This window comes from Kitasatospora sp. NPDC057692, assembly GCF_042799475.1.
Lineage (GTDB): Bacteria > Actinomycetota > Actinomycetes > Streptomycetales > Streptomycetaceae > Kitasatospora.
On sequence record NZ_JBHVIV010000032.1, the window covers coordinates 52,168 to 75,323 of the forward strand.

Annotated in this window: 20 protein-coding genes and 1 pseudogene; 13 read left to right on the top strand and 8 right to left on the bottom strand. The window is 76.6% G+C overall.

What is annotated here, in order from left to right; translation table 11 throughout:
• Together ACFVFS_RS19695 and ACFVFS_RS19700 are read left to right on the top strand one after the other, a co-directional pair.
• A pseudogene (locus tag ACFVFS_RS19695) lies at positions 1–1,143 on the top strand (hypothetical protein); the annotation flags it as partial.
• A 193-nt stretch (positions 1,144–1,336) separates the two neighbouring features.
• Entirely contained in the window at positions 1,337–1,426 is a 90-nt protein-coding gene (locus ACFVFS_RS19700; RefSeq protein WP_380625898.1) for a hypothetical protein, read from the top strand.
• A 4-nt stretch (positions 1,427–1,430) separates the two neighbouring features.
• On the opposite strand, the gene ACFVFS_RS19705 is transcribed toward ACFVFS_RS19700, so the two are convergent.
• From ACFVFS_RS19705 to ACFVFS_RS19715, 3 genes are read right to left on the bottom strand one after another with little or no spacing between them, the layout of a single operon-like run.
• On the bottom strand, positions 1,431–2,687 hold the full coding sequence (locus ACFVFS_RS19705; RefSeq protein WP_380625827.1) for a nucleotidyl transferase AbiEii/AbiGii toxin family protein: 1,257 nt from the start codon (positions 2,685–2,687) through the stop codon (positions 1,431–1,433).
• Positions 2,684–3,379, bottom strand: coding sequence for a hypothetical protein (locus tag ACFVFS_RS19710; RefSeq protein WP_380625828.1), 696 nt, complete (start codon positions 3,377–3,379; stop codon positions 2,684–2,686). The genes ACFVFS_RS19705 and ACFVFS_RS19710 overlap by 4 nt, the downstream gene beginning before the upstream one ends.
• Before the next feature lie 50 nt (positions 3,380–3,429).
• The gene (locus tag ACFVFS_RS19715; RefSeq protein WP_380625829.1) at positions 3,430–4,284 is read right to left on the bottom strand and encodes a helix-turn-helix domain-containing protein; all 855 of its coding nucleotides are present in this window, start codon (positions 4,282–4,284) and stop codon (positions 3,430–3,432) included.
• Between the two features lie 159 nt (positions 4,285–4,443).
• Here ACFVFS_RS19715 and ACFVFS_RS19720 point away from each other — a divergent pair, with 159 nt between their 5' ends.
• Positions 4,444–5,907, top strand: coding sequence for an amidase (locus tag ACFVFS_RS19720; protein WP_380625830.1), 1,464 nt, complete (start codon positions 4,444–4,446; stop codon positions 5,905–5,907).
• A 112-nt stretch (positions 5,908–6,019) separates the two neighbouring features.
• Complete coding sequence (locus tag ACFVFS_RS19725) at positions 6,020–6,355, top strand: hypothetical protein (protein WP_380625832.1); 336 nt, start codon at positions 6,020–6,022, stop codon at positions 6,353–6,355.
• Here the strand turns inward: ACFVFS_RS19725 and ACFVFS_RS19730 are convergent.
• The 3 genes from ACFVFS_RS19730 to ACFVFS_RS19740 all read right to left on the bottom strand — a co-directional run bounded on the left by ACFVFS_RS19730 (position 6,339) and on the right by ACFVFS_RS19740 (position 8,948).
• Positions 6,339–7,541, bottom strand: a complete 1,203-nt coding sequence (locus ACFVFS_RS19730) for an MFS transporter (protein ID WP_380625834.1) — start codon at positions 7,539–7,541, stop codon at positions 6,339–6,341. The genes ACFVFS_RS19725 and ACFVFS_RS19730 overlap by 17 nt on opposite strands.
• Positions 7,542–7,756: 215 nt before the next feature.
• Positions 7,757–8,050, bottom strand: coding sequence for an SH3 domain-containing protein (locus tag ACFVFS_RS19735; protein WP_380625836.1), 294 nt, complete (start codon positions 8,048–8,050; stop codon positions 7,757–7,759).
• Between the two features lie 286 nt (positions 8,051–8,336).
• The gene (locus ACFVFS_RS19740) at positions 8,337–8,948 is read right to left on the bottom strand and encodes a TIGR03086 family metal-binding protein (protein WP_380625838.1); all 612 of its coding nucleotides are present in this window, start codon (positions 8,946–8,948) and stop codon (positions 8,337–8,339) included.
• A 183-nt stretch (positions 8,949–9,131) separates the two neighbouring features.
• Between ACFVFS_RS19740 and ACFVFS_RS19745 the strand changes: the two genes are divergently transcribed.
• From ACFVFS_RS19745 to ACFVFS_RS19770, 6 genes are all read left to right on the top strand, one after another.
• A complete protein-coding gene (locus ACFVFS_RS19745) occupies positions 9,132–10,403 on the top strand; it encodes a pyroglutamyl peptidase (protein ID WP_380625840.1) in 1,272 nt (423 codons plus the stop codon).
• Positions 10,404–11,009: 606 nt separating this feature from the next.
• Entirely contained in the window at positions 11,010–11,222 is a 213-nt protein-coding gene (locus ACFVFS_RS19750) for a DUF5988 family protein (RefSeq protein WP_376084517.1), read from the top strand.
• Between the two features lie 219 nt (positions 11,223–11,441).
• On the top strand, positions 11,442–12,845 hold the full coding sequence (locus ACFVFS_RS19755) for an amino acid permease (RefSeq protein ID WP_380625842.1): 1,404 nt from the start codon (positions 11,442–11,444) through the stop codon (positions 12,843–12,845).
• A 62-nt stretch (positions 12,846–12,907) separates the two neighbouring features.
• A complete protein-coding gene (locus tag ACFVFS_RS19760) occupies positions 12,908–13,660 on the top strand; it encodes a Crp/Fnr family transcriptional regulator (RefSeq protein WP_380625844.1) in 753 nt (250 codons plus the stop codon).
• 121 nt (positions 13,661–13,781) lie between these two features.
• Entirely contained in the window at positions 13,782–14,747 is a 966-nt protein-coding gene (locus ACFVFS_RS19765) for a hypothetical protein (protein WP_380625846.1), read from the top strand.
• On the top strand, positions 14,744–15,295 hold the full coding sequence (locus ACFVFS_RS19770) for a Pycsar system effector family protein (protein WP_380625848.1): 552 nt from the start codon (positions 14,744–14,746) through the stop codon (positions 15,293–15,295). Before ACFVFS_RS19765 ends, ACFVFS_RS19770 begins: the two co-directional genes overlap by 4 nt.
• Before the next feature lie 47 nt (positions 15,296–15,342).
• Here the strand turns inward: ACFVFS_RS19770 and ACFVFS_RS19775 are convergent, their stop codons facing one another.
• Together ACFVFS_RS19775 and ACFVFS_RS19780 are read right to left on the bottom strand one after the other, a co-directional pair.
• Complete coding sequence (locus ACFVFS_RS19775) at positions 15,343–15,966, bottom strand: cysteine hydrolase family protein (protein WP_380625850.1); 624 nt, start codon at positions 15,964–15,966, stop codon at positions 15,343–15,345.
• Positions 15,967–16,005: 39 nt separating this feature from the next.
• Complete coding sequence (locus ACFVFS_RS19780; protein WP_380625852.1) at positions 16,006–16,998, bottom strand: GlxA family transcriptional regulator; 993 nt, start codon at positions 16,996–16,998, stop codon at positions 16,006–16,008.
• A 164-nt stretch (positions 16,999–17,162) separates the two neighbouring features.
• Here ACFVFS_RS19780 and ACFVFS_RS19785 point away from each other — a divergent pair, with 164 nt between their 5' ends.
• The 3 genes from ACFVFS_RS19785 to ACFVFS_RS19795 all read left to right on the top strand — a co-directional run bounded on the left by ACFVFS_RS19785 (position 17,163) and on the right by ACFVFS_RS19795 (position 23,093).
• Entirely contained in the window at positions 17,163–19,886 is a 2,724-nt protein-coding gene (locus ACFVFS_RS19785) for a DUF6493 family protein (protein WP_380625854.1), read from the top strand.
• Between the two features lie 430 nt (positions 19,887–20,316).
• Positions 20,317–21,102 carry an ABC transporter ATP-binding protein gene (locus ACFVFS_RS19790; RefSeq protein ID WP_380625856.1) on the top strand — a complete coding sequence of 262 codons (786 nt, stop codon included), beginning with the start codon at positions 20,317–20,319 and terminating at the stop codon, positions 21,100–21,102.
• Positions 21,087–23,093 (top strand): hypothetical protein, encoded by a 2,007-nt coding sequence (locus ACFVFS_RS19795; RefSeq protein ID WP_380625858.1) that lies wholly within the window; start codon positions 21,087–21,089, stop codon positions 23,091–23,093. The genes ACFVFS_RS19790 and ACFVFS_RS19795 overlap by 16 nt, the downstream gene beginning before the upstream one ends.
• Positions 23,094–23,156 lie beyond the last annotated feature (63 nt).

Below are 23,156 nucleotides of genomic sequence, written 5' to 3' on the forward strand. Positions count from 1 at the left end.
GGGTCGGTGGTGAGTCCGCCGGCGCAGGAGACGGTGTCGGTCGCGTCGGTGGCGGGTCTGTCGCTGGCGAAGCAGGCGAGTACCCCGGGTCCGGTGAACGTGGGGGACACGGTCACCTACACGTACACGGTGACGAATACGGGTACGGCTGCGTTGCACAACCTGACGGTGACGGATGATCGGGTTGCGCCGATCGTGTGCTCGACGATGAGTCTGGCTGCTGGGCAGAGTACGACGTGCAGCGGGAGTTACGTGGTGACTGCGGCGGATGCCGTTGTGGGGCAGATCATCAATGTGGCGACGGCGAGTGCGCTCGACCCGGAGGGTGGGTCGGTGGTGAGTCCGCCGGCGCAGGAGACGGTGTCGGTCGCGTCGGTGGCGGGTCTGTCGCTGGCGAAGCAGGCGAGTACCCCGGGTCCGGTCCATGTGGGGGACACGGTCACCTACACGTACGCGGTGACGAATACGGGTACGGCTGCGTTGCACAACCTGACGGTGACGGACGACAAGGTCACGCCGATCACGTGTGGGGCGACGACGCTGGCCGCCGGGCAGAGCACCACCTGCACCGGCAGCTACGTGGTGACCGGCGCGGACGCGGCGGGCGGCAGCGTGACGAACCACGCCACGGCCAACGCGCTCGACCCGCAGGGTCGGCCCGTGACGAGCCCTCAGGCGCAGGCCACCGTGCCGGTGGCGGGTGTCACGTCGAGCCTGTCGCTGACCAAGCAGGCCGATCTGCCCGGTCCGGTCCACGTGGGTGACACGATCACCTACACCTACACGGTCACCAACACCGGTACGAGTACGCTGACCGACCTGGCCATCGACGACGACCGGGTCTCGGACATCACGTGCGCCGAGACGACCCTCGCTCCGGGGCAGAGCACGACCTGCACCGGCGCCTACGTGGTCACCGAGCACGACGCCGAGGTGGGCCACGTCAGCAACCGCGCGACGGCCAACGCCCTGGACCCGGACTGCCGACCCGTTCAGAGCCCGCCCGTCGAGCTCTGCATCACCGTCGAGGAGGAGTGGTCGCCGCCGCACCACGGTCACAAGTCGGCGCGTCCCGAGTCCTTCGACTACATCGACCACCTCGACCACTTCCACTACTTCGGCTACTCGGCCGAGGCCGCGTGACCGGTGAACGGTGAACGGTCAGGGCCGATAGCCGGCCCCCGCCCCACCACAGTGGCCCCACCGGAGATCCGTCCGGTGGGGCCACTTCGGCGTGGCGGCTCAAGGTGAGGCGCCGGGGCCGGGGCCCGTCAGGCGGGGACGGTGCGGCGGAGGCGGGTAGTGGTGAAGAGGGCGGCGGCCATGGCTCCGCGGCCTGGCCTTCGCCGACGCGCTCGCCGTCGTCCCGCCGGGCGGCGCCCCGGCCGGCGCCACCGTCGAGGTGCTGCCCCTGCCGCGCCGCTGAGCGGCTACCCGCGCCCCAGCTCGGCGGCGAAGCGGTCGGCGGCCTCCGCCAGGCCGTTGAGGTGCCGGTTCGGGTGGCCGTGGTCCCCGAGGAGGCGGCGGGCGGCGGCGAGGTCGCCGTCCAGCAGTTCGCAGAGGACCACCAGGGCGATGGACGGGGGCATGTGGTGCCGGGTCGTCCACCGCTGGACCGCGGGCATGCCCTCGCGCGCCAGGACCTCGCGCAGCTCCTCGATCACCGGTGCGAGCCAGATCGCCTTCAGCGCGTACTCGCCGCGCCCGGCGAAGGTCCCGGAGAGGCCGGCCAGCAGTTCGGCCGGGTACTCCTCGACCGGCTCGGCGAAGTCGGCGTAGTCCTTGGTGAACTCCTCCCAGTCGGCGTCGAGTTCGGCGATCTGGGCGGGGAGCAGCGGCCACCGGGCGTGGTGCTCCTCGGCGAGGGTGAACACCTCGCGCAGCAGGGGGTATGAGAGCTCGGTGGTGCGCGCGAGCAGCACCGCGTCGTAGAGGTCCTTGCCCTGCGGGTGGGCGTCGGAGACCAGCCAGAGGATCTTCCAGGCGAGCGAGAGCTCCGGCGTCGCGGCGAGCAGCGGGCCGGCGACCCCGGGCAGCTCGCAGGGCCGCGGCTCGGCGGGCAGGCGCTCGGTGAAGACGAAGTCCAGCTGGACGGTGCCGCCGGGCACGCCCGGGGCCGTCCACGGCAGCACCAGCCGGCGTCCGGGGACCCGGCCGTACGTCCAGATGTCGTCGTCGACGGCCCGGTCGGCGTGCAGCCGGACCGTGCCGGAGAGCGCTTCGGCGTCGGCGGCCAGCCCGGTGAGCATCCGGCCGGTCCGCTCGTCCTCCAGCAGCCAGTCCACCGGCCGCACCACGAAGTCCAGGTCGCCCGGCTCCCGGGCCTGTTCGCCGAACCAGGCGCGCAGCAGGACGCTGCCGCGCAGGACGAGGTGCTCGGCCCAGGGCGAGGCGGCGACGGCGGACAGCACGGTGGCCAGCGCCTCGCGCCGGGCGGTCAGCCAGCGCTCGGCGAGCAGCGGGTCGCCGAAGACGGGTTCGCTCGGCCGCAGGGCCCGGGCGTAGCCGGCGAGCGCGGGGTCGAAGACCGGTTGCTGGCGCACCCCCTCGGCGTCGATCGGCAGGATGGACCGGGGCAGGTCCCGCTCCTCCCGGACGTCCTCCGACGGGGGCCGGCCGGGCAGCGAGAGGCCCTGCCACGGGCCGTGCTCCAGGCCCTCCCAGTCGAGGGGCTGCTCCTTGGTCATCGGGTTTCTCCTTCGGTGGTGCGGTCGTTCTCGGTCAACCAGCCGGCGTCCAGCGCCTCGTCGCTGTCCACGGCGACGAACTCGCGCTCCACGGAGGCGATCCGGTGACCGTCGGCGGCGAGTTCTGCGAGCAGTGCCTCCAAGCGCCGGCCGGCGGTGGCCAGGCCGACCCGGCGGCACCGCTGGGTGACGAACCACTCGCGGTGGCCGTCCTCGCGCACCCGGCGGGGGTTGTGCGACAGATGGGCGCCGTGCCGGACGGCGAGGTCGGCGAGGCCGGACGCCGGGGCGGGCCCGGGAAGCAGCAGTTTGACGTGGTGTTCGAAGTAGCGGGCCGGCCCGTGCGCGGCGGCGTCCGCGTCCTCGGCCGGGACGCCGTCGGCCCACGGCGCGGCCTCGATCTTGGTGCGCAGGACGGCGAACCCGGCCCCGGTCAGCCGCCGCGCCGTCCGGGCGGCCGTCGCGGCGACCTCGTCCAGCGGCCCGGCGGTGCGCAGGGTGAGCATCGGCTGCGAGGGCGCGGCGCCGCGGGCCAGCAGGATGTGGGTGGACTTCAGGCCGTGGTCGGCGGCCCAGGCGGTGAGCGCCTCGGCGTCACCCGGTCGCACGGTGAGGTGCACCTCGAAGTCTCCGCTCAGCCCGGGCGGGGCCGGGGTGTCGTCGGGGTGGTGGTCGGGGCGGGTGGTGCGCATGGCGGCATCGTGCCAGAGGGCTCCGACAGCCGGGGCGGCCCGGTGGGGCGTCAGGCCGACGTCAGGTAGCCCGGGGCGGCCCAGGCGTCGTCGTCGACGGTGAGCCAGGGGGCGGCCGCGACGGCGGTCGGCGTCGCCCCGGCGAAGGCGAGCACCTCCCGGTGCAGGTGGGACTGGTCGGCGTAGCCGGCCTCGGCCGCGACCAGGGCGGGGCGGTGGCCGGCGGCGAGGCGGTGGGCCGCGTGGTCGAAGCGGACCAGCCGGGCCGCGTGCTTGGGTGTCAGGCCGATCTGGTTCCGGAAGCGCGACCAGAGGCGTTTGCGGCTCCAGCCCGCCTCGGATGCCAGCCCCTCGATCCGGACACCGCCCCGGTGGGTCACCAACCGCCGCCAGACGAAGGCGACTTCGGGATCGACGGCGGGCCCGTCCCGGTGGCGTCGGGCGAGCGCGGCCTCGGCGATCGCGAACCGGTCGGCCCAGGAAGCGGCGGCCCGCAGCCGCTCCTGGATGCGGTCGGCGTCGCGGCCCCACAGGTCGTCGAGGCGGACGATCGCCGTGCCCAGGTCCGCGGCGGGTCCCAGGACGGCGTGCGCGACCACCGGCGACAGCCGGATCTGGAGGCACTCGATGTCCCGTCCGCGCCCGCGCAGGCCGTGCGGCGCGAGTCCGACGACGACGCTGCCGGTCTCCTGGGGGCCGCCGTCGGCGCCGCCGACGGCGAGCGGGGCGTCCCCGAGGTCGACGGCCACGGTGACGGCCGGGTAGGGGACCACCTCCAGGTCGAGCGGGCCGGCGCTGCGGGCACGGAATCCCGCCATGTCGACGCCTCCGATCCGGCCGGGGCGCACGGGAGTTGTGATGTCCCACAGTGCCCCGGCGGCGGGGAGCGTCTCGACGGGTCGCATGCCGCCAGGCTACGGGACATTCGTCCAAGACCGGCGGCCCCGGGGGCGGCGAACCTGGTGGCCCCGGGCAGGAAGCCCGGGGACCGGAAAGGACCGCTCGTGAGCCACTCGCCCGTGACCCACTCGCCCGTGACCCACTCGCCCGTGACCCGTCCGCCCGTGCCGCACCCGCCTCTGCCGCACCCGCCGATCGACCCCTTCGGGTCCGCCGTCGAACTCGCCGCCGCCATCCGCCACAAGGAGGTGAGCCCGGTCGAGGCGGCCGACCACTACCTCGCGCGGATGGACGCGCTGGACCCCGGGCTGAACGCCTTCTGCCACCGCGACGACGACGCCGTCCGCAGGGCCGCGGCCGCCGCGGCCGACGCGGTGGCGCGGGCCGGGTCCGCCGACGACCTTCCGCCGTTCTTCGGCGTCCCGCTGCCGGTCAAGGACCTCCGGGACGTCTTCGGCTGGCCCACCACCCACGGCTCGGCCGGCGCCTCCCGGGAGCGGGCCGCGGCCTCGGACCCGGTGGTCCGGCGGTTCGTGGCCGCGGGGTTCGTGCTGCTCGGCAAGACCACCACCTCCGAGTTCGGCACGCTGCCGTTCACCGAGAGCGAGGCGCTCGGCATCTCGCGCAACCCGTGGGACCCGGACCGGACGCCGGGCGGCTCGTCGAGCGGCGCGGGCGTCGCGGTCGCCGCCGGGATGGCGCCCGTCGCGCACGCCGAGGACGGCGGCGGCTCGATCCGCATCCCCGCCTCGTGCACCGGCCTGGTCGGCCTGAAGCCCACGCGCGGGCGGGTGACCGACGCGACCGTGGCCGTGGAGGGGCTCGGCTCCAGCGGGGTGGTGACCCGTTCGGTGGCCGACACCGCGGCCGTCCTGGACGTGCTCGCCCGACACGACCCGGGTGCCTGGTGGTCGCCGCCGTCCCCGGCCGGCTCCTTCGCCGACGCGATGTGGGCGGACCCGCCCGCCGGGCTGCGGATCGGCGTGCTGCTGGACTCCCCGGTCGAGGGGGTGGCGGTGGACCCGGCGTGCGCGGCGGCCGTCGCCCTGGCCCTGCGCACGCTCGAAGCGGCCGGCCACCACATCGTCGACACCCGCCTGCCGCTGCCCCGGACCGACGAGCTGGTGGCGGCGTTCACGACGATGTGGAACATCGGCGGCGCCGGGGTCCCGCTCGCCGACCCGGAGCGGATCGAGCCGCACAACCGCGCCCTGCGCGACGCGGCGCGGTCGGTCGACTCCTGGGCCTACGCCGAGGGGGTGCTCGCGGCCCAGCGGCTGTCGCGGCGCGTCGTCGAGGGCTTCACCGCCGGCTTCGACCTGCTGGTCACGCCCACCATGGCGTGCCTGCCGCCGCGGATCGGCGCCTGGCGGGCGGGCACCGACGAGGACCCGCTGATGGCGCTGCGGAACAGCTACCCGATGGGGGTCTTCACCTCCCTGTTCAACGTGACCGGGCAGCCGGCGGTCTCGCTGCCGCTCCACCACGACGGGGCCACCGGTCTGCCGGTCGGTGTCCAGCTCGTTGCCGCGCCGTGGCGGGAGGACCTCCTCCTCCAGGTGGCCCGCACCCTGGAACTCGCCGTCCCGTGGAGCGACCGCCGCCCGCCGGCCTCCGGGAGCCGGTAGCCCGGGCCGTGGGACGCCGTCCGGGCCCGGGGGCGGCCACGGGGGTGCCGCCTCCGGGCCCCGGCCGACGCCCCGGCCGACGCCCCGGTCGGGGCCCGGGGATACTGGCCGGATGCGAACGTACTCACCGGCCGCCGCGGCCGTGAACCTGCTGCTCGGGGTTCCGGCCGTGGTGCCGATCTGGCTGCTGTGGTACTTCGCCGTCAACTGGCCGCTGAAGGCACTGGGATGGACGGTGGGGGAGCCGACCGAGAACGACGGGCCGCTGCCCTGGCTGGTGCTGTGCGGACCGGTGGTGCTGGCCTGCGCGGCGCTGTGGTGGCTGGCGAACGAGGGCGTCCGGGGCCGGGCCGGGCGGGCGGGCCGGGCCTTCGGCGGGTGGGTGTACTGGCCGCTGAGCGCCGGGCTGACCCTGCTGCCCACGGGCGTGCTCATCGCGAGGTCGTAGCGGCGGGGGCGGTCAGCAGGGCGGTGACGGCGGCGAGCAGGGCGGTGGCACCGGCCAGCAGGAGCACCGTGGTGGGGGTGGTGCGGTCGACGACGGCGCCGCCGAGCAGGGCGGCGATCCCGATGGTGGCCTGGAAGGAGGCGGTGAACAGCACGCCCGCGGCCTCGGGGGCGTGCGGGGCGGCGGCGAGGAACCAGCTGAGCGAGCAGACCGGGACGGCGCCGTAGGCCGCGCCCCAGAGCAGCAGCAGCGCGGTCGCGCCGGGGCCGGTGGTGCCGAGCAGGGGCAGCAGGAGGGTGGCGGCGGCCAGCAGGGCGGCCGCCGCGGTGAACACCGGGCGCAGGGCGCGGGCGGCGTGCCGGCCGGCGAGCAGGTTGCCGAGCAGTCCGGCGGCGCCGTAGGCGAGCAGCAGGCCGCCGATCAGGCCCGGTCCGGCGTGGGTGACCTCGGCCAGGAACGGCGTGACGTAGGTGTAGCCGCCGAAGTGTGCGAGGACGATCAGGAAGGTCACCGCGAGGCCGGCCCGGGTGGCCCGGCCGGTGAGCAGCCCGCGCAGGACGCCGAGGCCGGTGGTGGTGGCCGGTGGTGCCAGCGGCGGCAGGAAGGCCAGGAGCGCGGCCAGGACCAGCAGGGTGAGCACGCCCATCGCCGCGAAGGCCGCGCGCCAGCCCGCGAGCGAGCCGAGCAGCACCCCGGCCGGGACGCCCAGTACGGAGCCGAGCGGGACGGCGGTGAAGATCACGGTGTTGGCGAGCGCCTGCCGGTGCGGCGGGACCAGGCGCGGGGCGAGCCCCGAGCCGATCGACCAGAAGGCGCCGATGACCAGGCCGAGGGCCACCCGGGCGACCAGCACCGCCCCGTAGGCGGGGGCGAAGGCGTTCAGCAGGTCGGCGAGGGCCAGGAGCAGCAGCAGGGCGCAGAGCATCGTGCGGCGGTCGGCGCGGCGGGTCGCCACGGTGACGGCCGGCGCGGCCACGGCGGCGACCAGGCCGGGCAGGGTCATCATCAGCCCGGCGGTGCCGTCGGAGATCCGGAAGTCCGCGCCGATCGGGGTGAGCAGGCCGACGGGCAGGATCTCGGTGGTGACGATGGCGAAGACGCCCGCGGTGACGGCGAGGACGGCGGGCCACCCGCCGCTCCGGGGCCGGGGCCGGGGTCGTGCGGTGGGCTGGGCGGTGTCGAGCATGGCGGTGTTCCTGTCCGGGCACGATGGGTGATCGATGCCCGAAGTCCACCAAGCGGACGGGGTGTTGGGCTGGCGAGAATCGGACGTCAACCGTGCCCCGGCAGGCGGACGGCGCCTGCCGGCATCAGCCGGAGGCGCCGTGGGCCCGGACAGCGGGGAGCCGGGCCGGCGGCGTCGGGGCGGTGGGGAGCACCGCCCCGACGCCCGCGGCCCGGCTAGCCCTGGGCCCCCTGCTCCGCCGCCACCCCCGAGGCCCCCGCCACGTCCTTGGCGAACTTCACGACGCCGGTGTTGTCGACGTGCCGGGCCGCGACCCATGCGTTGCGGTCGCGCAGCAGGTACCAGATGTCGTTGCCGTCGATGTTCTGCGCCCTCACCTTCGACCGCAGGCCGACCTTGGTGCCGAAGGGGAGGGAGCCGACGATGGAGGAGTCGGTGCTGGGGAACTCCCGGATGTTGACTCCGATCTCGCTGACAACGGTCCCGAAAGGCTCGCTGGGTGTACCCATCTCTTCCTCGCTCTTCTTTCGCCGACGACACACGGTCCGAGCAGCACGGGTCCGGCGAGCGTGACCGCGACGGCCTGCCCGTGCGCCGCGAGCCTAGGAGGGGGACCGGCGCGATCGGCCGCTCCGGCGCCTTCTCGGCGATCCGTTCGCCCGGAGCGGCGGAGCGCGCGGGTCTCCGAGGGATGTCGGGGCGTCTGAGGGCCGGGCCGTGGAGTGCCGCGGAGTGGGCGTCCGGTCTCGTGGACGCCCGCCGGCCCGGCCCGGCGGTCCGCGGGCCGGGCGCCGGTCAGATCCGGTCGGCGGACCAGGCCGGATCGCGGCCGGTGAGGGCCAGCAGCAGGTCCTCGGTGTCGGCGCCCGGCGGCGGCGTGCGCGGCGGGTCGAAGCGGCCGGTGCCCGCCAGGTCGCGGTAGCCGCGGAACTCGGCGAGCGCGTACCGGGCGGCGCCCGGCGGCATCCGGCCGCACTCGCCCAGCGCCCGGGAGAGGTCCCAGCCGTGCACGACGGTTTCGGCGGTCAGCTCCCGGGCGTACCCGCCGGCGTCGCGCAGGCCGTACGGCAGGTGCACCAGGAAGTCGGGGGCGCCGGGGCGGTTGAGCGCGCGCTGCGCGCTGCGCACCGCCATCGACCACACGCCCAGCGGGTTGCGGCCGAGCACGTCGCCCTCGAAGCGGTGGCCGATCTGCTCCGGGGTGTAGCCGGCGACCGCCTGGCAGACCCACAGGTGCTGGGCCGCCACATGGTTCACCAGTGTGCGCACATCCCAGTCGCGGCACGGGGTGGGCGCTGTCCAGAGGTCCTCGGACATCGAGCGCAGCAGCCGGGCCGTTTCGGCGCCGGCGGCCGCGTACTGTGCGCGGACCTCAGCGTGGAATCCGGATGGGTGGGGACATTCCATCGCCGGGCCTCCGTCTCCTGCCCTGCTCACTCCCAGTAAACCGCTACGGGGCGTGACACGCCAGGGGAGCCGGTGCCCGTCGTGCTGGGGATCTCCGGAGGCCGGCGGCGTTGGTGATCACCGTCCGTGGCGGTGGCGAGGCACTCTGGTGAAGGCCCGGGGCCCGGCTGTAGTGTCCACGCCATGACGACCGCCCGGCGCCGGGTCGCCCTCACCGCGACCCTCATCGGCGCTCTCGCCGCCACCGTCCTCCCCGCCACCGCGGCCACAGCGCAGCCGGCCCGCCCGTCCTGTCGGACCGTCGACTCCGCGCCGCTCGACCGCGAGCAGGCGCGCACCGCCGACCCGCGGACGGCCGCGCTGACCGAGCGCGGGGGCTTCGGCGACTTCGTCCGCCGCTTCCCGGCCGCGCTCTGCTCCGCGCGCGGCGCCGCCGCGGCCGGCCGGATCGTCGACGCCTGGGGCGAGGCGCTCTGGCGGGCCGGCGTCGACCGCGCCCAGGGCCGCCGCCCCGGCGGGGACCTGCCGGCCGGCGACGACCGCCCGGTGTACTGGACCAGGGTCGCCATGACCATCCAACTCGCCCGCTGGCAGCCGGACTTCGACATCGACACGGCGGCCCTGCGGCAGCGCTTCGAGGACGCCTCGCGCGGGCTGTCCGACAGCGCCTTCGGCGCCCGCCACGGCGTGCGCCGGATCTTCGTGAGCGGGTTCGACCCCTTCGGCCTGGACGCCGAGCCGCGCCGCGCCAACCCCTCGGGATCGGCGGTGCTGCAACTGGACGGACGGCGGATCACCCTCGCCGACGGCACGCCGGCCGAGATCCAGGCGGTGGTGTTCCCGGTCCGCTACGGCGACTTCGACCGCGGCATCGTCGAACGCGCCTTCGGCCCGCGGCTCGCCCGCGGCCACCGCTCCGCCGACCTCATCACCACCATCAGTCAGGGCTACCCCGGGCTGTTCACCCTGGAGGCCTGGGCCGGCCGGTCCCGCTCCGCCGACCCCTACCCGGACAACGCCGGCGCGCTCTCCGGCGGCACCCGCGACCACCCCGTCACCGCCCCCGGGCTCGGCCCCGGCGCCGAGTTCATCGCCACCAGCCTGCCCACCGGGCCGATGACGGCCGTTCAGCAGCCCTACCCGGTCAAGCTGAACACCACCGTCACCGAGATCCCCGCCGGGGCGAGCGCCCCGGTCGACCGGGCGGACGGCCCGACCCCCGGCTCGCGCGCGGTCGCCGGCGGCGGCGGGGGCTACCTCTCCAACGAGGTCGCCTACCGCACCAACCGGCTGCGCCTGGAGCTCGCCCCGCAGCTGCCCGGCGGCCATCTGCACACCCCCGTGCTCACCGGCCTGCCGGAGCAGACGGACCAGCTCACCGGGCCGGTCTTCGAGCAGAACGAGGCCGCGATCGCCGGCGAGGTCCTGGAGGTCCTGCGGCACAGCGCGGGCTGACGGAGACGGCTGGGGCGGGTACGGCCACCGGCCCGTCCGGCCACCGGCCCGTCCGGCCACCGGCCCGTCCGGCAGGGCGCCCGGGATCACTCCCCGGGCACCCGGACCGGACGGGCCTTCGTCGTGCCGGACCGGTACCGGGAGCCGGCCGGCGGTGACGGTGCGGCCGCCGTCGATCGCGAGCCGGATGAGCGGGGGCCGCAGCCGCCGGCCGCCGACCCCGGCGGGCCGGGCCGCCGTGTCCCGCAGTTCGAGCGGGCCCGGGACGCCGATGCGCACGTGACCGCCCCTCCGGCGGGCCGTTCCGCCGGGCGCGCGGGACCCGTCCGCCCGCCGGTGTTCGCTGTCGTGCGCCGTGCGGGCGTGGTGCGCGCCCGGCGCCGTAGCGGTGGCGGACCGCCCGGGTGCGCGCCGGTCGCGAGCCCCCGGTCGACCGGCGCGCCGATCGTCCGGTTCGCCCCCGACCGGACGCCGCGGGATGAATCCGGACCCCCCTGGCCGACCCGGGAAGCGCCCGGCGAGGGGTTATCCGGCGGCGGGCCGCTGCGTAGGGTTCGGGGCCCAGGTCAGGAGCGCTGGCGAAGCCATCCCCCGGGAGGTAGCACCATGACGGAGCCGAAGGCGAACATCCTGCTCGAAGGCGGCGCGGCCGGCGCCGACTTCGCGCGCGTACGCGAGGTCGGCGCCGGTGAGAGCGTCGTCAAGGTCCTCACCGGCAACCGGTACGAGCACTTCCGGCGCACCGGCCGGACGGAGGAGCACGAGGGCGTCCCGCTGGACGTCTTCGAGTGGAGCGGGAACACCTTCGTCGCCGAGTGACGCCCGCCGGGGGTGCCGGGGCCGCCTGTCCGGCGCCCGGCACCCCCGCCGTCGGGTGCGGGACGAGTGCCCGTCCGCTCGACGCGCGACCGGAGGTTTTCCGGCGGGCGGGCCGGTCCGGAGGACAAATCCCGCCGATTTGGTACAAGGTGCCGCCTGCGTGAGCATGGGCCTCCGCTCCACCGAGCGCGCAGGACGCAGGAAAGGCACCACACCCTCATGCAGACCAGCCCGGCCGCGACCCGGCAGGCACCCCCGGCGTCGCCGTCCCCGGCGCCGTCCTCCCCGCCCCCGTCGCCGCCGTCGGCGCCCCGCTCCGCCGTCCGCCGGTTCGGCCTGCCGACCGCGACCGCCCTGGTCATGGGTAACATCATCGGCGGCGGCATCTTCATGATCCCCGCCGCGGTGGCCCCGTACGGGACGGTCAGCCTGCTCGCCTTCGCCGTGCTGACCGTCGGCGCGATCGCGCTGGCCCTGGTCTTCGGGCGGCTCGCGCGCCGCGACCCGCGCACCGGTGGGCCCTACGTCTACGCCCGCGAAGCCTTCGGCGACTTCGCCGGCTTCCTGGCCGCCTGGTCCTACTGGATCACCACCTGGGTCAGCAACGCCGCCCTCGCCGTCGCCGCCGTCGGGTACCTCGACGTCCTGTGGCCGGCCGTCGGCCGCTCCACCGGGCTCGCCCTCGGCTGCGCGCTGGCCGTCCAGTGGCTGCCCGCGCTCGCCAACCTGGCCGGTACCCGGTACGTCGGAGCCGTCCAACTCGTGGCCACGATCCTGAAGTTCATCCCGCTGGCGGTCGTCGCGGTGGCCGGTCTCGGCTCCTTCGACCCGGCGAACCTCGGTCCCTTCGACGCGACCGGTGACGGCTGGCTCGGCGGAATGACGGCCGCCGCCGCGATCCTGCTCTTCAGCTACCTCGGGGTGGAGTCGGCCGCGATGAGCGCCGGCCAGGTCCGCGACCCGGAGCGCAACGTCGGCCGGGCCAGCGTGCTCGGCACCGCGGGCGCCGCCGTCGTCTACCTGCTCGGCACGCTCGCCGTGTTCGGCACCGTCGCCCACGAGCGGCTGATCCACTCCACCGCGCCGTTCTCCGACTCGGTGAACGCGGTCTTCGGCGGCTCCTGGGGCGGCACCGCCGTCGCCGTCGCCGCCCTCGTCTCGATGACCGGCGCGCTCAACGGCTGGACCCTGCTCTCCGCCCAGGCCCCCTACGCCGCCGCCAAGGACGGCCTGTTCCCGGCCGTCTTCGCCACCGAGCGCCGCGGCGTGCCCGTCGTCGGCGTCCTGACCGGCGTCACGCTCGCCTCGCTGCTCACCGTCCTCGACTTCGCCTCCGGCGCGAAGGCCGCCTTCGACACCCTGGTGCTGGTCACCACCTTCACCGCGACCGTGCCCTACCTCCTCTCCAGCGCCGCCCAGCTGCGCTGGCTGCTGAGCGGAGACCGCGACCGTGTCGCCCCGGCCCGCCTCACCCGCGACCTCGTGCTCGCCCTCGGGGCCTTCGCCTTCTCCGCCTGGCTGGTCGCCGGCGCCGGGTACGCGGCCGTCTACCAGGGCGTCCTCTTCCTGGTCGTCGGCGTCCTCGTGCACACCGTCCTCGCCGCCCGCCGCCGCCGGGCCTGACAGGGCGGCCTGACGGGGGCGGGCGGCGGCGTACGCGCGGCCGGTGGCCCTAAGGTCGGTGCATGAGCGCTCAGGCCGGTGCGACGCCGGACCCGTCGGAACGGACGCTGCGTCACCTCATGGGGGAGGCGCGCTGGTCCGCCCTGCTCGACGGCGCGCACGTGCGCCGGCACCCGATCGGCGACACCCTGCTGCACCAGGGCGAGGCCGGCACCCATGTGCTCGCCCTGCTCGGCGGGGTCGCCAAGGTGGTCCGCCGGGAACCGGACGGCGATCTGACCCTGCTCGCCTTCCGCGGCCCCGGCGAGCTGCTGGGCGAGGTGGCGGTACTGGACGACGGGGTGCGCTCGGCGAGCGTGCAGGCCATAGTCGACTGCTCGGTGGCGGTGGTCCCCCGGGCGCCGTTCCTGCGGTTCGTCGCCGACCACGGCCTGTACCCCGTGATGGTCCGCTACGCCCTCGGCCGGCTCCGGGAGTCGGACGTCGCCCGCGGCGGCGGGGACGTGGTGGCCCGGCTGGCGGGCGCCCTGGTGGTGCTGGCCGAGCTCTCCGCCGACGCCGACGCGCCCGGCGGCGGTCCGGGTGGCGGTCCGGGCGGCGGGGCGCGTGGCGCGGCGCGTTCGGGCGTCGTCCTCGCGCTGACCCGCGACGACCTGGCCCAGTACCTCGGCGTCTCCCGGAACACCGTCACCGCCGGTCTCGCCGAGCTGGAGCCGCTGCGCGTCGCGTGCGGGCGCAGGCGCATCACCGTCGGGGACCTGGCCGCCCTGCGGAACGCCGCCGCGGGAACGGCCGAAGGGGCGCCCCGCCGCTGACCGGACGTCAGTTCGCGTGACGGCCGTCACGGGTGTTCCGCACCGGGCGGGCACACGGGGACGGCGGTCCTCGGGAAGCTTGGGAAGGCGATTTCCCGCACCGAGCACCCGAGGAGACCCGATGCCCGACTCCGGCCGTCCCCAGTCCGACGCCGACCGCCTGCCCACGGCGACGGCGCATCCCTACAGCCGCAGCCGGCGGCTCCCCCCGTACCGGGGGATCGTCGCGGTCGACGCCAAGGGCTTCACCGCCCACCCGGCCATCGAGCACGGCGAGATCAGCCGGGCGATCCCGGACCTGCTGGAGCGGTCCTTCGTCCGGGCCGACCTGGCCGAGGTCTGGGACGACCGCCGGTTCCCCGCCTCGACCGGCGACGGGTACGTCTTCGGCTGCGACCCGGAGTGGATGCCGTTCGTGATCCACCCCTGGCTGCGCACCCTCCAGGAGACGCTGGAGGAGTTCAACCTGCACGCGTCGGGGGCGGTCGGCCTGCGGCTACGGGTCGGCCTCAACATCGGGCCGCTGCCGGACCGGGGGCGCGACTTCGACGGCAACGGCACGGCGCGCAACGACACCCACCGGCTGCTCGACTCGCAGCCGGTCAAGGACGCGCTGGCCACGTCCAGGGCGAGCGTGACCCACGTCGCCGCGATCCTCTCCGACCGCTGCTACCAGGACGCGGTGGCCGGCGGCTACACCGGCCGGCACCCCGACCTCTTCACCGAGGTGTCGGCCACCGTCGAGGGCAAGCCCTTCGAGCAGCGGGCCTGGCTGTTCGTGCCCGCGCCGTCGGGGGGCCTGCCGGGGCAGGGGGACGGGCGGCAGGAGGCGGCGGAGCGCGCCGCCGGCGAGGACCGGCCCGCGGCGCCCGCGCAGACCGAGGGCTCGCAGCAGGCCGACCGGGGCGATCCGAACACCGGCACCGTGCGGGACGGGCAGCACATCACCAACGTCGTGCGCGGCCGCGTCTCCGGAACCGTCCTCCAGGGCAGGACCGTCAGGAACATCGGCTCGGTCGGCGGCGACTACGTCGAGGGCGGCAAGGGCGACACGGTCCATGGCGACAAGAACGGCAACCGGCGGTGAGCGCGATACCCGGGCCGATCACCCCGGGCGTCCCGGGCGCCGCGGGCCCGCCGACCCCGCGCGCGGTGGCGGCCATGGAGCGGCTGCTGGCCGCCAACAGCGCGGAGCTGACCAGGGCCGACACCAAGGCCGCCGTCCTGCTCGGCTTCGCCGGGGCGGCCCTCGGCGCCTTCGTCCCGCTCAGCCGCAAGGACGGCACCGGGGCCGCCCTGCACGGCTGGGACACCCGCCTGCTGTGGTGGACCGCGGTGCTCAGCGCCCTGTGCGCCGTCGGCTGCTTCCTCTCCGCCATCGCCCCGCGCCACCGCAAGGGGCGCGGGGACGGCGCGATGGGCCCCGGCTACTTCGAGCACATCGGGCCGGAGACCGGTCGCGGACGGCTGGGCCGGGCCTTCGAGCGCATCGGGCGCGACCCGGCCGGCCCGATGCTCGCCTCGCTGGTCGCGACCAGTGCGATCATCCGCGCCAAGTACCGCTGGATCGAGGCGGGGACGGTCCTGCTGCTCCTGGCGCTGCCCCAGTTCGCCGCGCTGCTCCGGCCGGTGTGACGGCCCCCGGTCGGACCGAACCGGGCCGGACCCGGCCCGACTCACCCTCAGGCGGGCAGGGCCCCGGGCGTCGGCGCGACGAGGCCGAACAGGTCGGTGACGGTGGTGAGGGCGGCCGCCTGGAGCGCGGCGGCCGGGAGCACGGTGCCGTCCGGCGCGGCGAGCGGGCGGGTGGCGGTGGCCGAGGCGACGACGGTGGGCCGGTAGCCGAGGCGGAAGGCGCCCTGGGCCGTGAAGGCGACGCACATGTGGGTCATGAAGCCCACCAGCACGAGATCCCGGCCGCCGCCCGGGGCGAAGCCGAGGCGGGTGAGGACCGTGACGAGATCGGTGGCGTGGAAGGCGTCCGGGAAGGTCTTGACGACCACCGGCTCGCCGTCGACGGGCGCGACCTCCTCGCTGATCGCGCCGATCCGCGCGCGGATGTCGTACGGGGTGCCCTCGCCGCCGTCGTTGACGACGTGGACGACCGGAGTGCCCGCCGCCCGGGCGCGCCGCAGCAGCCCGGCGGCGGCGGTGAGGGCCGGCTCGGCGCCGTCCAGGGCCATCACGCCGGTGCGGTAGGTGTTCTGGAAGTCGATCATGATCAGGGCGGACTCGGCGAGCCGGGGCAGCCGGTCGTCCAGACCGATCACGGCGCGCAGCGGCAGGGCGGGGGACAGGCTGGTCATGGGTGACGCCTTTCGGAGCGGGGAAGGGGAGTGGGGCCGTCAGCCCGCCGCGGTGCGGAAGCGCCGGCGGTAGGCGGCGGGGGTGGTGGCGAGGCGGCGGCGGAACGCCCGGTGCAGGGTCTCCGCGGAGCCGAGGCCCGCGGCGGCCGCGACCTGGTCGAGCGGCCGGTCGGTGGTCTCCAGCAGGCGCCGGGCCGCCTCGACCCGGGCCGCCTCGACGTAGCCGGCCGGACCGGTGCCCGTCTCCTGCTTGAAGACGCGCGCGAAGTGCCGCTCGCTCAGGCACATCCGGGCAGCCAGCGCCGGGGTGGAGAGGTCGCCGTCCAGGTGGTCGGCGATCCAGCGCAGCAGCTCGTCGATCTCGTGGCGCTCGGCGGCCGGGTGGCTGAGCGGGACGGAGAACTGGCTCTGCCCGCCCTGGCGCTTGAGGTACATCACCAGCTGCCGGGCCACCGCCAGGGCCGTCCGCTCGCCCTGGTCCTCGGCGACCAGGGCCAGCGCGAGGTCCAGGCAGGCGCTGATCCCGGCCCCGGTCCACAGCCGGCCGCGGTCGGTCCGCACGAAGATCGGGTCCGGGTCCACCGTGACGCCCGGGTACTCGGCGGCCAGCTGAGCGGCCGTCGACCAGTGCGTGGTGGCCGTCCGCCCGTCCAGCAGCCCGGCCGCCGCCAGGACGTGCGCGCCCACGCAGACCGACGCCACCCGGCGCGCGTGCGGAGCGGTCTCCCGCACCCAGGCCACGACCGCCTCGTCGACCCGGGCCACCGGGCCGTCCTCGGTCGACTCGACCGCGCCCGGGACCAGCAGCGTGTCCACGTCCGCGCCGACCTCCTCGAAGGCGAGGTCGGCGAGGAGCCGCACCCCCGCCGAGGTCCGCACGGCCCCGGCGCTCGGCCCGGCGAGCCGGACCCGGTAGCCGGCCCGGCCACCGGTCTCCCGGTTGGCGAGCGCGAACACCTCGGCGGGGCCGGTGACGTCGAGGAGGTCGACCTCGGGGAAGACCGCGATGACGACCCGGTGATCAGTGGGCATGCGCCCATCCTCGGTGCCGCGCGCCGGGGGCGGCAATGACGCCTCCCTGTCACATTCGGACACGCGGACGGCCGGGACCTGCGCCGTTCCCCCGGGTCCCGCGCCTGTCGGTGGCGTCCGCTAGCTTCACGATCAACAACCGGAGCGGGCGGAGGAGGGGCGTCATGACCGATCCCACGAGCGGGACGATCAGCTGGGACGAAGTGCGGGAGCTGATCGACGCCCGGGTGCCGCAGGCGATGATCGACCGGCTCGCGCCGGTCCCCGCCGCCGAGCTGCGCCATCTGCGGACCCCGCTGCGCAAGCTCCGTGCCGAGCTGCGGCGCGAACTCTCCTCGGGCGACATGCGGCGCTACTCCGCCGCGTACGACCGGCTCGCCGCGCTGCAGTTCGCCGGGATCTTCTCCGCGGCCACCCCGGCGGAGGCGCTGGACTGGCTCACCGCGCGCCGGCTGCTCTCCTTCACCTGGCCGCTGCCCGGCGGCGGCTCCACCAACGCCGACCCCCGCACCCTGCTGACGGCCCTGCTCGTGCCGCACCGCGACGCCGCGTTCCAGCGCGAACTCGCGGTCCGGCTCGCCGAATGGCTGCCCGCGGACGGCGACCGCTTCCGCTGGGTGATCGCCCACGGCCTCGCCGTCTGGTCCGGCGCCGAGGTCCCCGCCACCGACGGCTATCTGACCGGCTGGGTCCGCGAGGGCTCCCTGATGCGCTACGACCACCGCGAGACCGGCGAGTGGTTCGCCGACCAGGGGCTGCGCGCGCCGGTCCCGCACCACGACACGCTGCGCTCCTGGCTGCGCGCCGAGCCCAGGCTCGCCGAGTTCGTCCGCCGGCTGTTCGAAGTCCCGGACGTCGGCTCCGAGTTCACCGACCCGTACGCCGCCCGCTTCGGCCCGGACAACGAGTGGCCCAAGGCGCTCGCCGCGCTGGCGGGCGAGGGGCTGCTCGACCGCGCCGAGCTGCTGGACCTCTGCCTCGGCCGGCTGCTGCGCGGCGACCGGCCCGGCAACCTGCGCGGCTTCCTCCGGCTGTACACCGAACTGGCCCCCGACGCCGAGGAGGTGGCCGCCCGGGCCCGCGACCACGTCCGGCTGGCCGCCGACGGTGCGCCGACCGCCGCGAAGGCCGCCCAGGCGGCCCTGCGGACCCTGGACGCCCGGCTGTCGGCGGAGCTGTTCAGCGAGCTGACGGCCGGCGTCCTGGCCCGTCCGGAGAAGGCGCTCGCCACCGCCCAGCTGAGCTGGGCCGACGCGGCGCTGCGCCGTGACCCGGCCTGCGCCGACGAGCTGCTGCCCGCCCTCGCCGAGGCCTTCGCCCACCCGGCGCCCGCGGTCCAGGAGCGCGCCCTGCGGCTCGTCGCCCGCCACCTGCCCGACACCGCCGACCCGGCCGTGGCGGAGGTGGTGCGCGCCGCCGCGACCGGGCTCGGCCCGGCCCTGCGGTCGGACGCGCACCGGTTGCTGGGCGCCCCGCCCGCGACGGCGGAGCCCGCCGCGTCGGCGCGGCTCGATCAGCCGGTCCAGTCCGTTCGGCCCGCGCTGCCGGCCGCACCCGCCGGGCTGTTCGAGCTCACCGAGCGGCTGGCCGCGGTGCTGGCCGACGCGGCGCCCGACCCCGGCGAGTTCGAGGTCGTACTGGCCGCGCTGGTCGCCGAGCACCACCGGGACGCGGCCGCCCTCGCCGACGCGCTCGCCCCGCTCGCCTCGGCGCACGCCGGGAATCCGGTGAGCCTGGTGGGCATCGGCACCGTCGGGGGCACGCTGGGCCGTCTGCTCGAAGCCCTGACCGGCCGCGAGCACCGGTCCGCCGCGCTCACGGCCGAACTGCTCGCCCTGCGGGACTCCCTGCGCGCCCCCGCCCTGATCCCCCCGCTGCGCGTCCTGGAAGCGGCGCTCGGCGTCGCCGACGCGCCGGTACCGGTGCTGCTCGCCACCCCCACCGCCGCCGACGGCACCCTCGATCCGGCCGTGCTCACCGAGCGGCTCGCGGCCCACCGGGCGGCCGGCGCCCGCCCCTGGCCCGCCGATCTGGCCCAGGCGCTGCTGCGGGTGCCGCCGCACGGGCGGCCGGCCGCCCGTGCCGCGGCCGCCGGGCTCGGCTGCGACCTGCCGCCCGACATACCGCCGGCCGCGCCCCGGGGATTCCACGTCCAGGCCCCGGACGGATCGCCCGGCGACGTCCCGCGCATCGCCCCGCTCTTCCCCGACCCGGCCGTGTCCGAGGGCATCACCGGGCTGCTCCACGCGCTGCCCGACCCCACCGGGGCCGACTGGTTCAAGCCCGCGTTCCGGATGTCCGCCGGCCAGCTGGCCCAGCTGCCCTGGACCGCGCCCTGGCACCCGGAGGCGGTCGCCGCGCACGGCCTGCCCGTACTGGCGCTCCAGGCGGCCGACCCGGGCCTGCGCGACCCCAGCTCCCTGCTGCCCCGGCTCGCGGAACTCCCGGCCGAGCCCGGCCCGGTGGGCCACCTCCTGCTCGCCTACGGGCTGACCGCCGCCCGGCCCGAGCACCGCACCGCGGCCCTGGACGCCCTGCTGGCACTGACCGCACGCGGCCGCCTCCGGCCGGAGGCGCTCGGGGAGTGGCTCGCGGGGCTGTGGCGGATGTCCGTCGTCAAGCCGAACCGGGCCCTGCCCGTCCTCGGGGACGCCGCCCGCAGCGGCGCGGGCCGGGCGGTCTTCGCCGTGCTCACCGCGATGCTCACCGACCTCGCCCCCGACCCGGCGCTCCGCGGCCTGCCGGACGCCCTCACCCTGGCCGCCGACTGCGCGGCCGCCGAGGGCATCCGCACTCCCCTTCCCGCCCTCGACCTCCTCACCGCTCCCACGGCCCCGCGCCGTGTGCGGGCGGAGGCGGCGCGGCTGGCCGGGATCCTCGCCTCCTGATGCCGCCGGGCGCCGCGATCGGGGCGCCCGGCCGGGTCGGCGGGCCGGTTCCGGGCGCCCTCGCCGTGGTCGTCGGCTGCGCGGTCGCCGGGGGGCGTCCGGATCGCGGTTCCCGCGCTTGCCGTGCTCACGGGTCCTTCGGTCCCGTCCCGTGTGCGGGCGGAGGCGGCGTGGTTGGCCGGGCTTCTCGCTTCCTGATGCCGCCGCGCGTCCCGGTCGGCGCCGCGACCGGGGCGCCCGGCCGGGTCGGCGGACCGGTCCCGGACGGCGTGCGTGGCGGCGGTGCGCGCCGGTGGTGGGTGCAGGTCGGGGGTGGGTCTGGGCCCACCCCGAAGTGTGAAGGCGGGTGGATTCCGCGCCGATCGTGTCCGTCCTAGCGTTGTCGTGGGTCGCCCGGAGCGGGTGGGCCGGGTGCGGGCGGGAGGGTGCGGTGCGGGGAACGGTGCGGGTGGACGGCGAGGGTGCGCCGGCGCTGCGGCTGGTGGGGCTGCGCAAGCGGTTCGGGTCCCACCGGGCGGTGGACGGGGTCGACCTCACGGTGCCGAGCGGCTCGTTCTACGGGCTGGTCGGGCCGAACGGGGCGGGCAAGACGACGTCGCTGTCGATGGCGGTCGGGCTGCTGCGGCCGGACGCCGGGCGGGCGGAGGTGTTCGGTGTCGACGTGTGGGCCGATCCGCTGCGCGCCAAGGCGCTGGTGGGCGTGCTGCCCGACGGCCTGGCGCTGCCGGAGCGGCTGACCGGGCGGGAGCTGCTGCGGTACCTGGGCCGGCTGCACGGCCTGGACGGGCGGACGGTGGACACCCGGAGCGAGGAACTGCTGACCGTGCTGGAGCTGGGCGATGCGGCCCGGACACCGGTGATCGACTACTCCACCGGGATGCGCAAGAAGATCGGCCTGGCCACCGCGCTGCTGCACGGGCCCTGGCTGCTGGTGCTGGACGAGCCGTTCGAGGCGGTCGACCCGGTGTCGGCGGCGACCGTCCGGACGATCCTGCGGCGGTTCGTCGCGGCGGGCGGCTCGGTGGTGCTCTCCAGCCATGTGATGGCGCTGGTCGAGAGCCTCTGCGACCACGTAGCGGTGATCGCCGACGGCCGGGTGGCGGCCGCCGGGCCGCTGGCGGAGGTGCGGGGCGGCCGGGCGCTGGAGGACGTGTTCGTCGAGCTGGTCGGCGCCCGGACCGGGGGACGGGAGGGCCTGGAGTGGCTGGCGTCCTGACGGTCCCGGCGGCGGTCGGCGGACGTGTCGCCATCGGCGTGCTCACCGGTATGAAGGTGACCGTCCTGCGGCGGTCGATGTCCGGTCCGCGCGCCGCCGGGCTGGTCCTCGCCGCGGTCTGCGGCGGGGCGGGCGCGGTCGGCACCGCGCTGCTCGGCCTGGCCGACTACGCCACCCCCGAGGCCGGGTTCGGCGTCCTCGCGCTGGCCCAGCTGCTGTGGAGCCTGGGGTGGGCGCTCGGGCCGCTGGTCACCGGCGGCGACACCACCCTGCGGCCGGCCTGGTTCGCCATGGTGCCGATGCGTCCGCGCGGCCTGGCCGTGGGGCTGCTCGGCGCGGCCTTCGTCGGCGTCACCCCGGTGCTCGCGCTGGTCGCCTTCGGCGGGCTGCTCCTCTACGGCGCCCGCCAGGGGCCGGCGGCCGCGCTGGTCGCGGTGCCCGCCGTGCTGCTCCAGCTCCTCCTCGTGGTGGTGCTGGCGAAGTTCACCCCGCAGGCGCTGGGCGCCGTGCTGCGCTTCCGCCTCGGCCGGGAGCTGGCCGCGCTGCTGGTCGGGCTGGTGATGGCCGGTCTCAACTCCGGCTGGTTCGCGATCGGCTTCCTCGTCCGGCTGGGAACCGGCGACTGGGCGGCCGGGGCGGCGACCGCGGTGCGGGTGCTGCCCTCGGGCTGGGCGGTGGTCGCGGTGGACGCGGCCCGCCGCTCGGACTGGCCGACGGCCGCCGCCGCGCTCGGCGCACTGGCCGCGCTCTGCGGGCTGCTCCTGGCGGCCTGGGCCGCGCTGCTCTCCCGGCAGCTGGTGCGCGGCGGCACGGGAATGCTCCACCGGGCCGCCGCCCGCCCCCGGGCCCGGAACCGGCTGGTCCCCGACACCCCGGCGGGCGCGGTCCTGGCCAAGGAACTGCTGCTCTGGCGGCGCGACCCCCGCCGGGCCCGGTTCCTGCGGACGGCGCTCTGGACGGGCGTGTTCACCGGGCTGCTCCCGCTGCTCGACGGCTACGCCGTGCTGTTGCCGTGGGCGGGCGCGGTCGCCGCGCTGTTCGCCGGCGCGTTCTGCGTCAACCTGTACGGCCTGGACGCGGGCGCGCTCTGGCTGACCCTGGTGGTGCCGGGTACGGAGCGGGCTGACGTCCGGGCCCGGCAGGCCGCCTGGCTGCTGGTCACCGCCCCGGTGGCGCTGCTGCTGACGGCCGCCGCGCTCCCGGTGGCCCCGGGCGCCGTGCTGCCGTGGGTGTTCGCCGTCCTGCCGGCGGTCCTCGGGGCCGGGGCGGGGCTGATCCCGCTGATGTCGGTGCTCGCCGCCGCGCCGTCCCCCGACCGCCCCGGCGGCGGGCCCCTGGACGACCTCGCCGACGACAGCGCCGAACACGTCCGCGCCCAGGGCCTGGCGGCGTTCTGGCTGCAACTGCTCGCCGCCCTGCCGGCGGCCGGGGTGGTGCTGGCCGGCACGCTGCTCTCCAGCGGGCCGCTGCGCTGGGCGGGGGTGCCGGCGGGTCTGCTCGCCGGTGCGCTGTACGCGTGGGGGCTGGGCCGGGCCGCCGGGCGGCGGCTGGAGGAGCGCGGCCCGGAGCTGCTGGACGTGCTGCGCAAGGGGCTACGCCGGACCCCGGAGGCCACGCCGTCCGAGGGGCCGGAGGACGCGGGCCCGGCGGTGGCCGCGGTCTCGCGCGGCCGGTCGGCGGCGGTCGGCGTGCTCACCGTCGGCGGCATCCTGCTGCTCGCGCCGCAGGGCCTGGTGGCGCTCGGGCTGTCCCTGGTCGCGCCCTCGGCACGCAGCTGGTTCCTGGTGCTCCACCTGCCCGGGCCGCTGCGGATCCCGGTGGCGCTGGCGTTCGCGGTGCTCGGCGCGTTCTGCCTGCGGGCGGCGCACCGCCTCGACCGGCGGGACCCCGCACGCCGACCGGACCGCGCCGCCCACCCCGATGACTCCGCCCACCCCGACGACCCCGACGACCCCGCCCATCCCACCTCGTCGGCGGAGCTGGGACCATGACCGGGCGGCGGACCGTCGCCGACGGGCCGTCACCAGGGCGGGCCGCCCCGTCCAGGACGACCG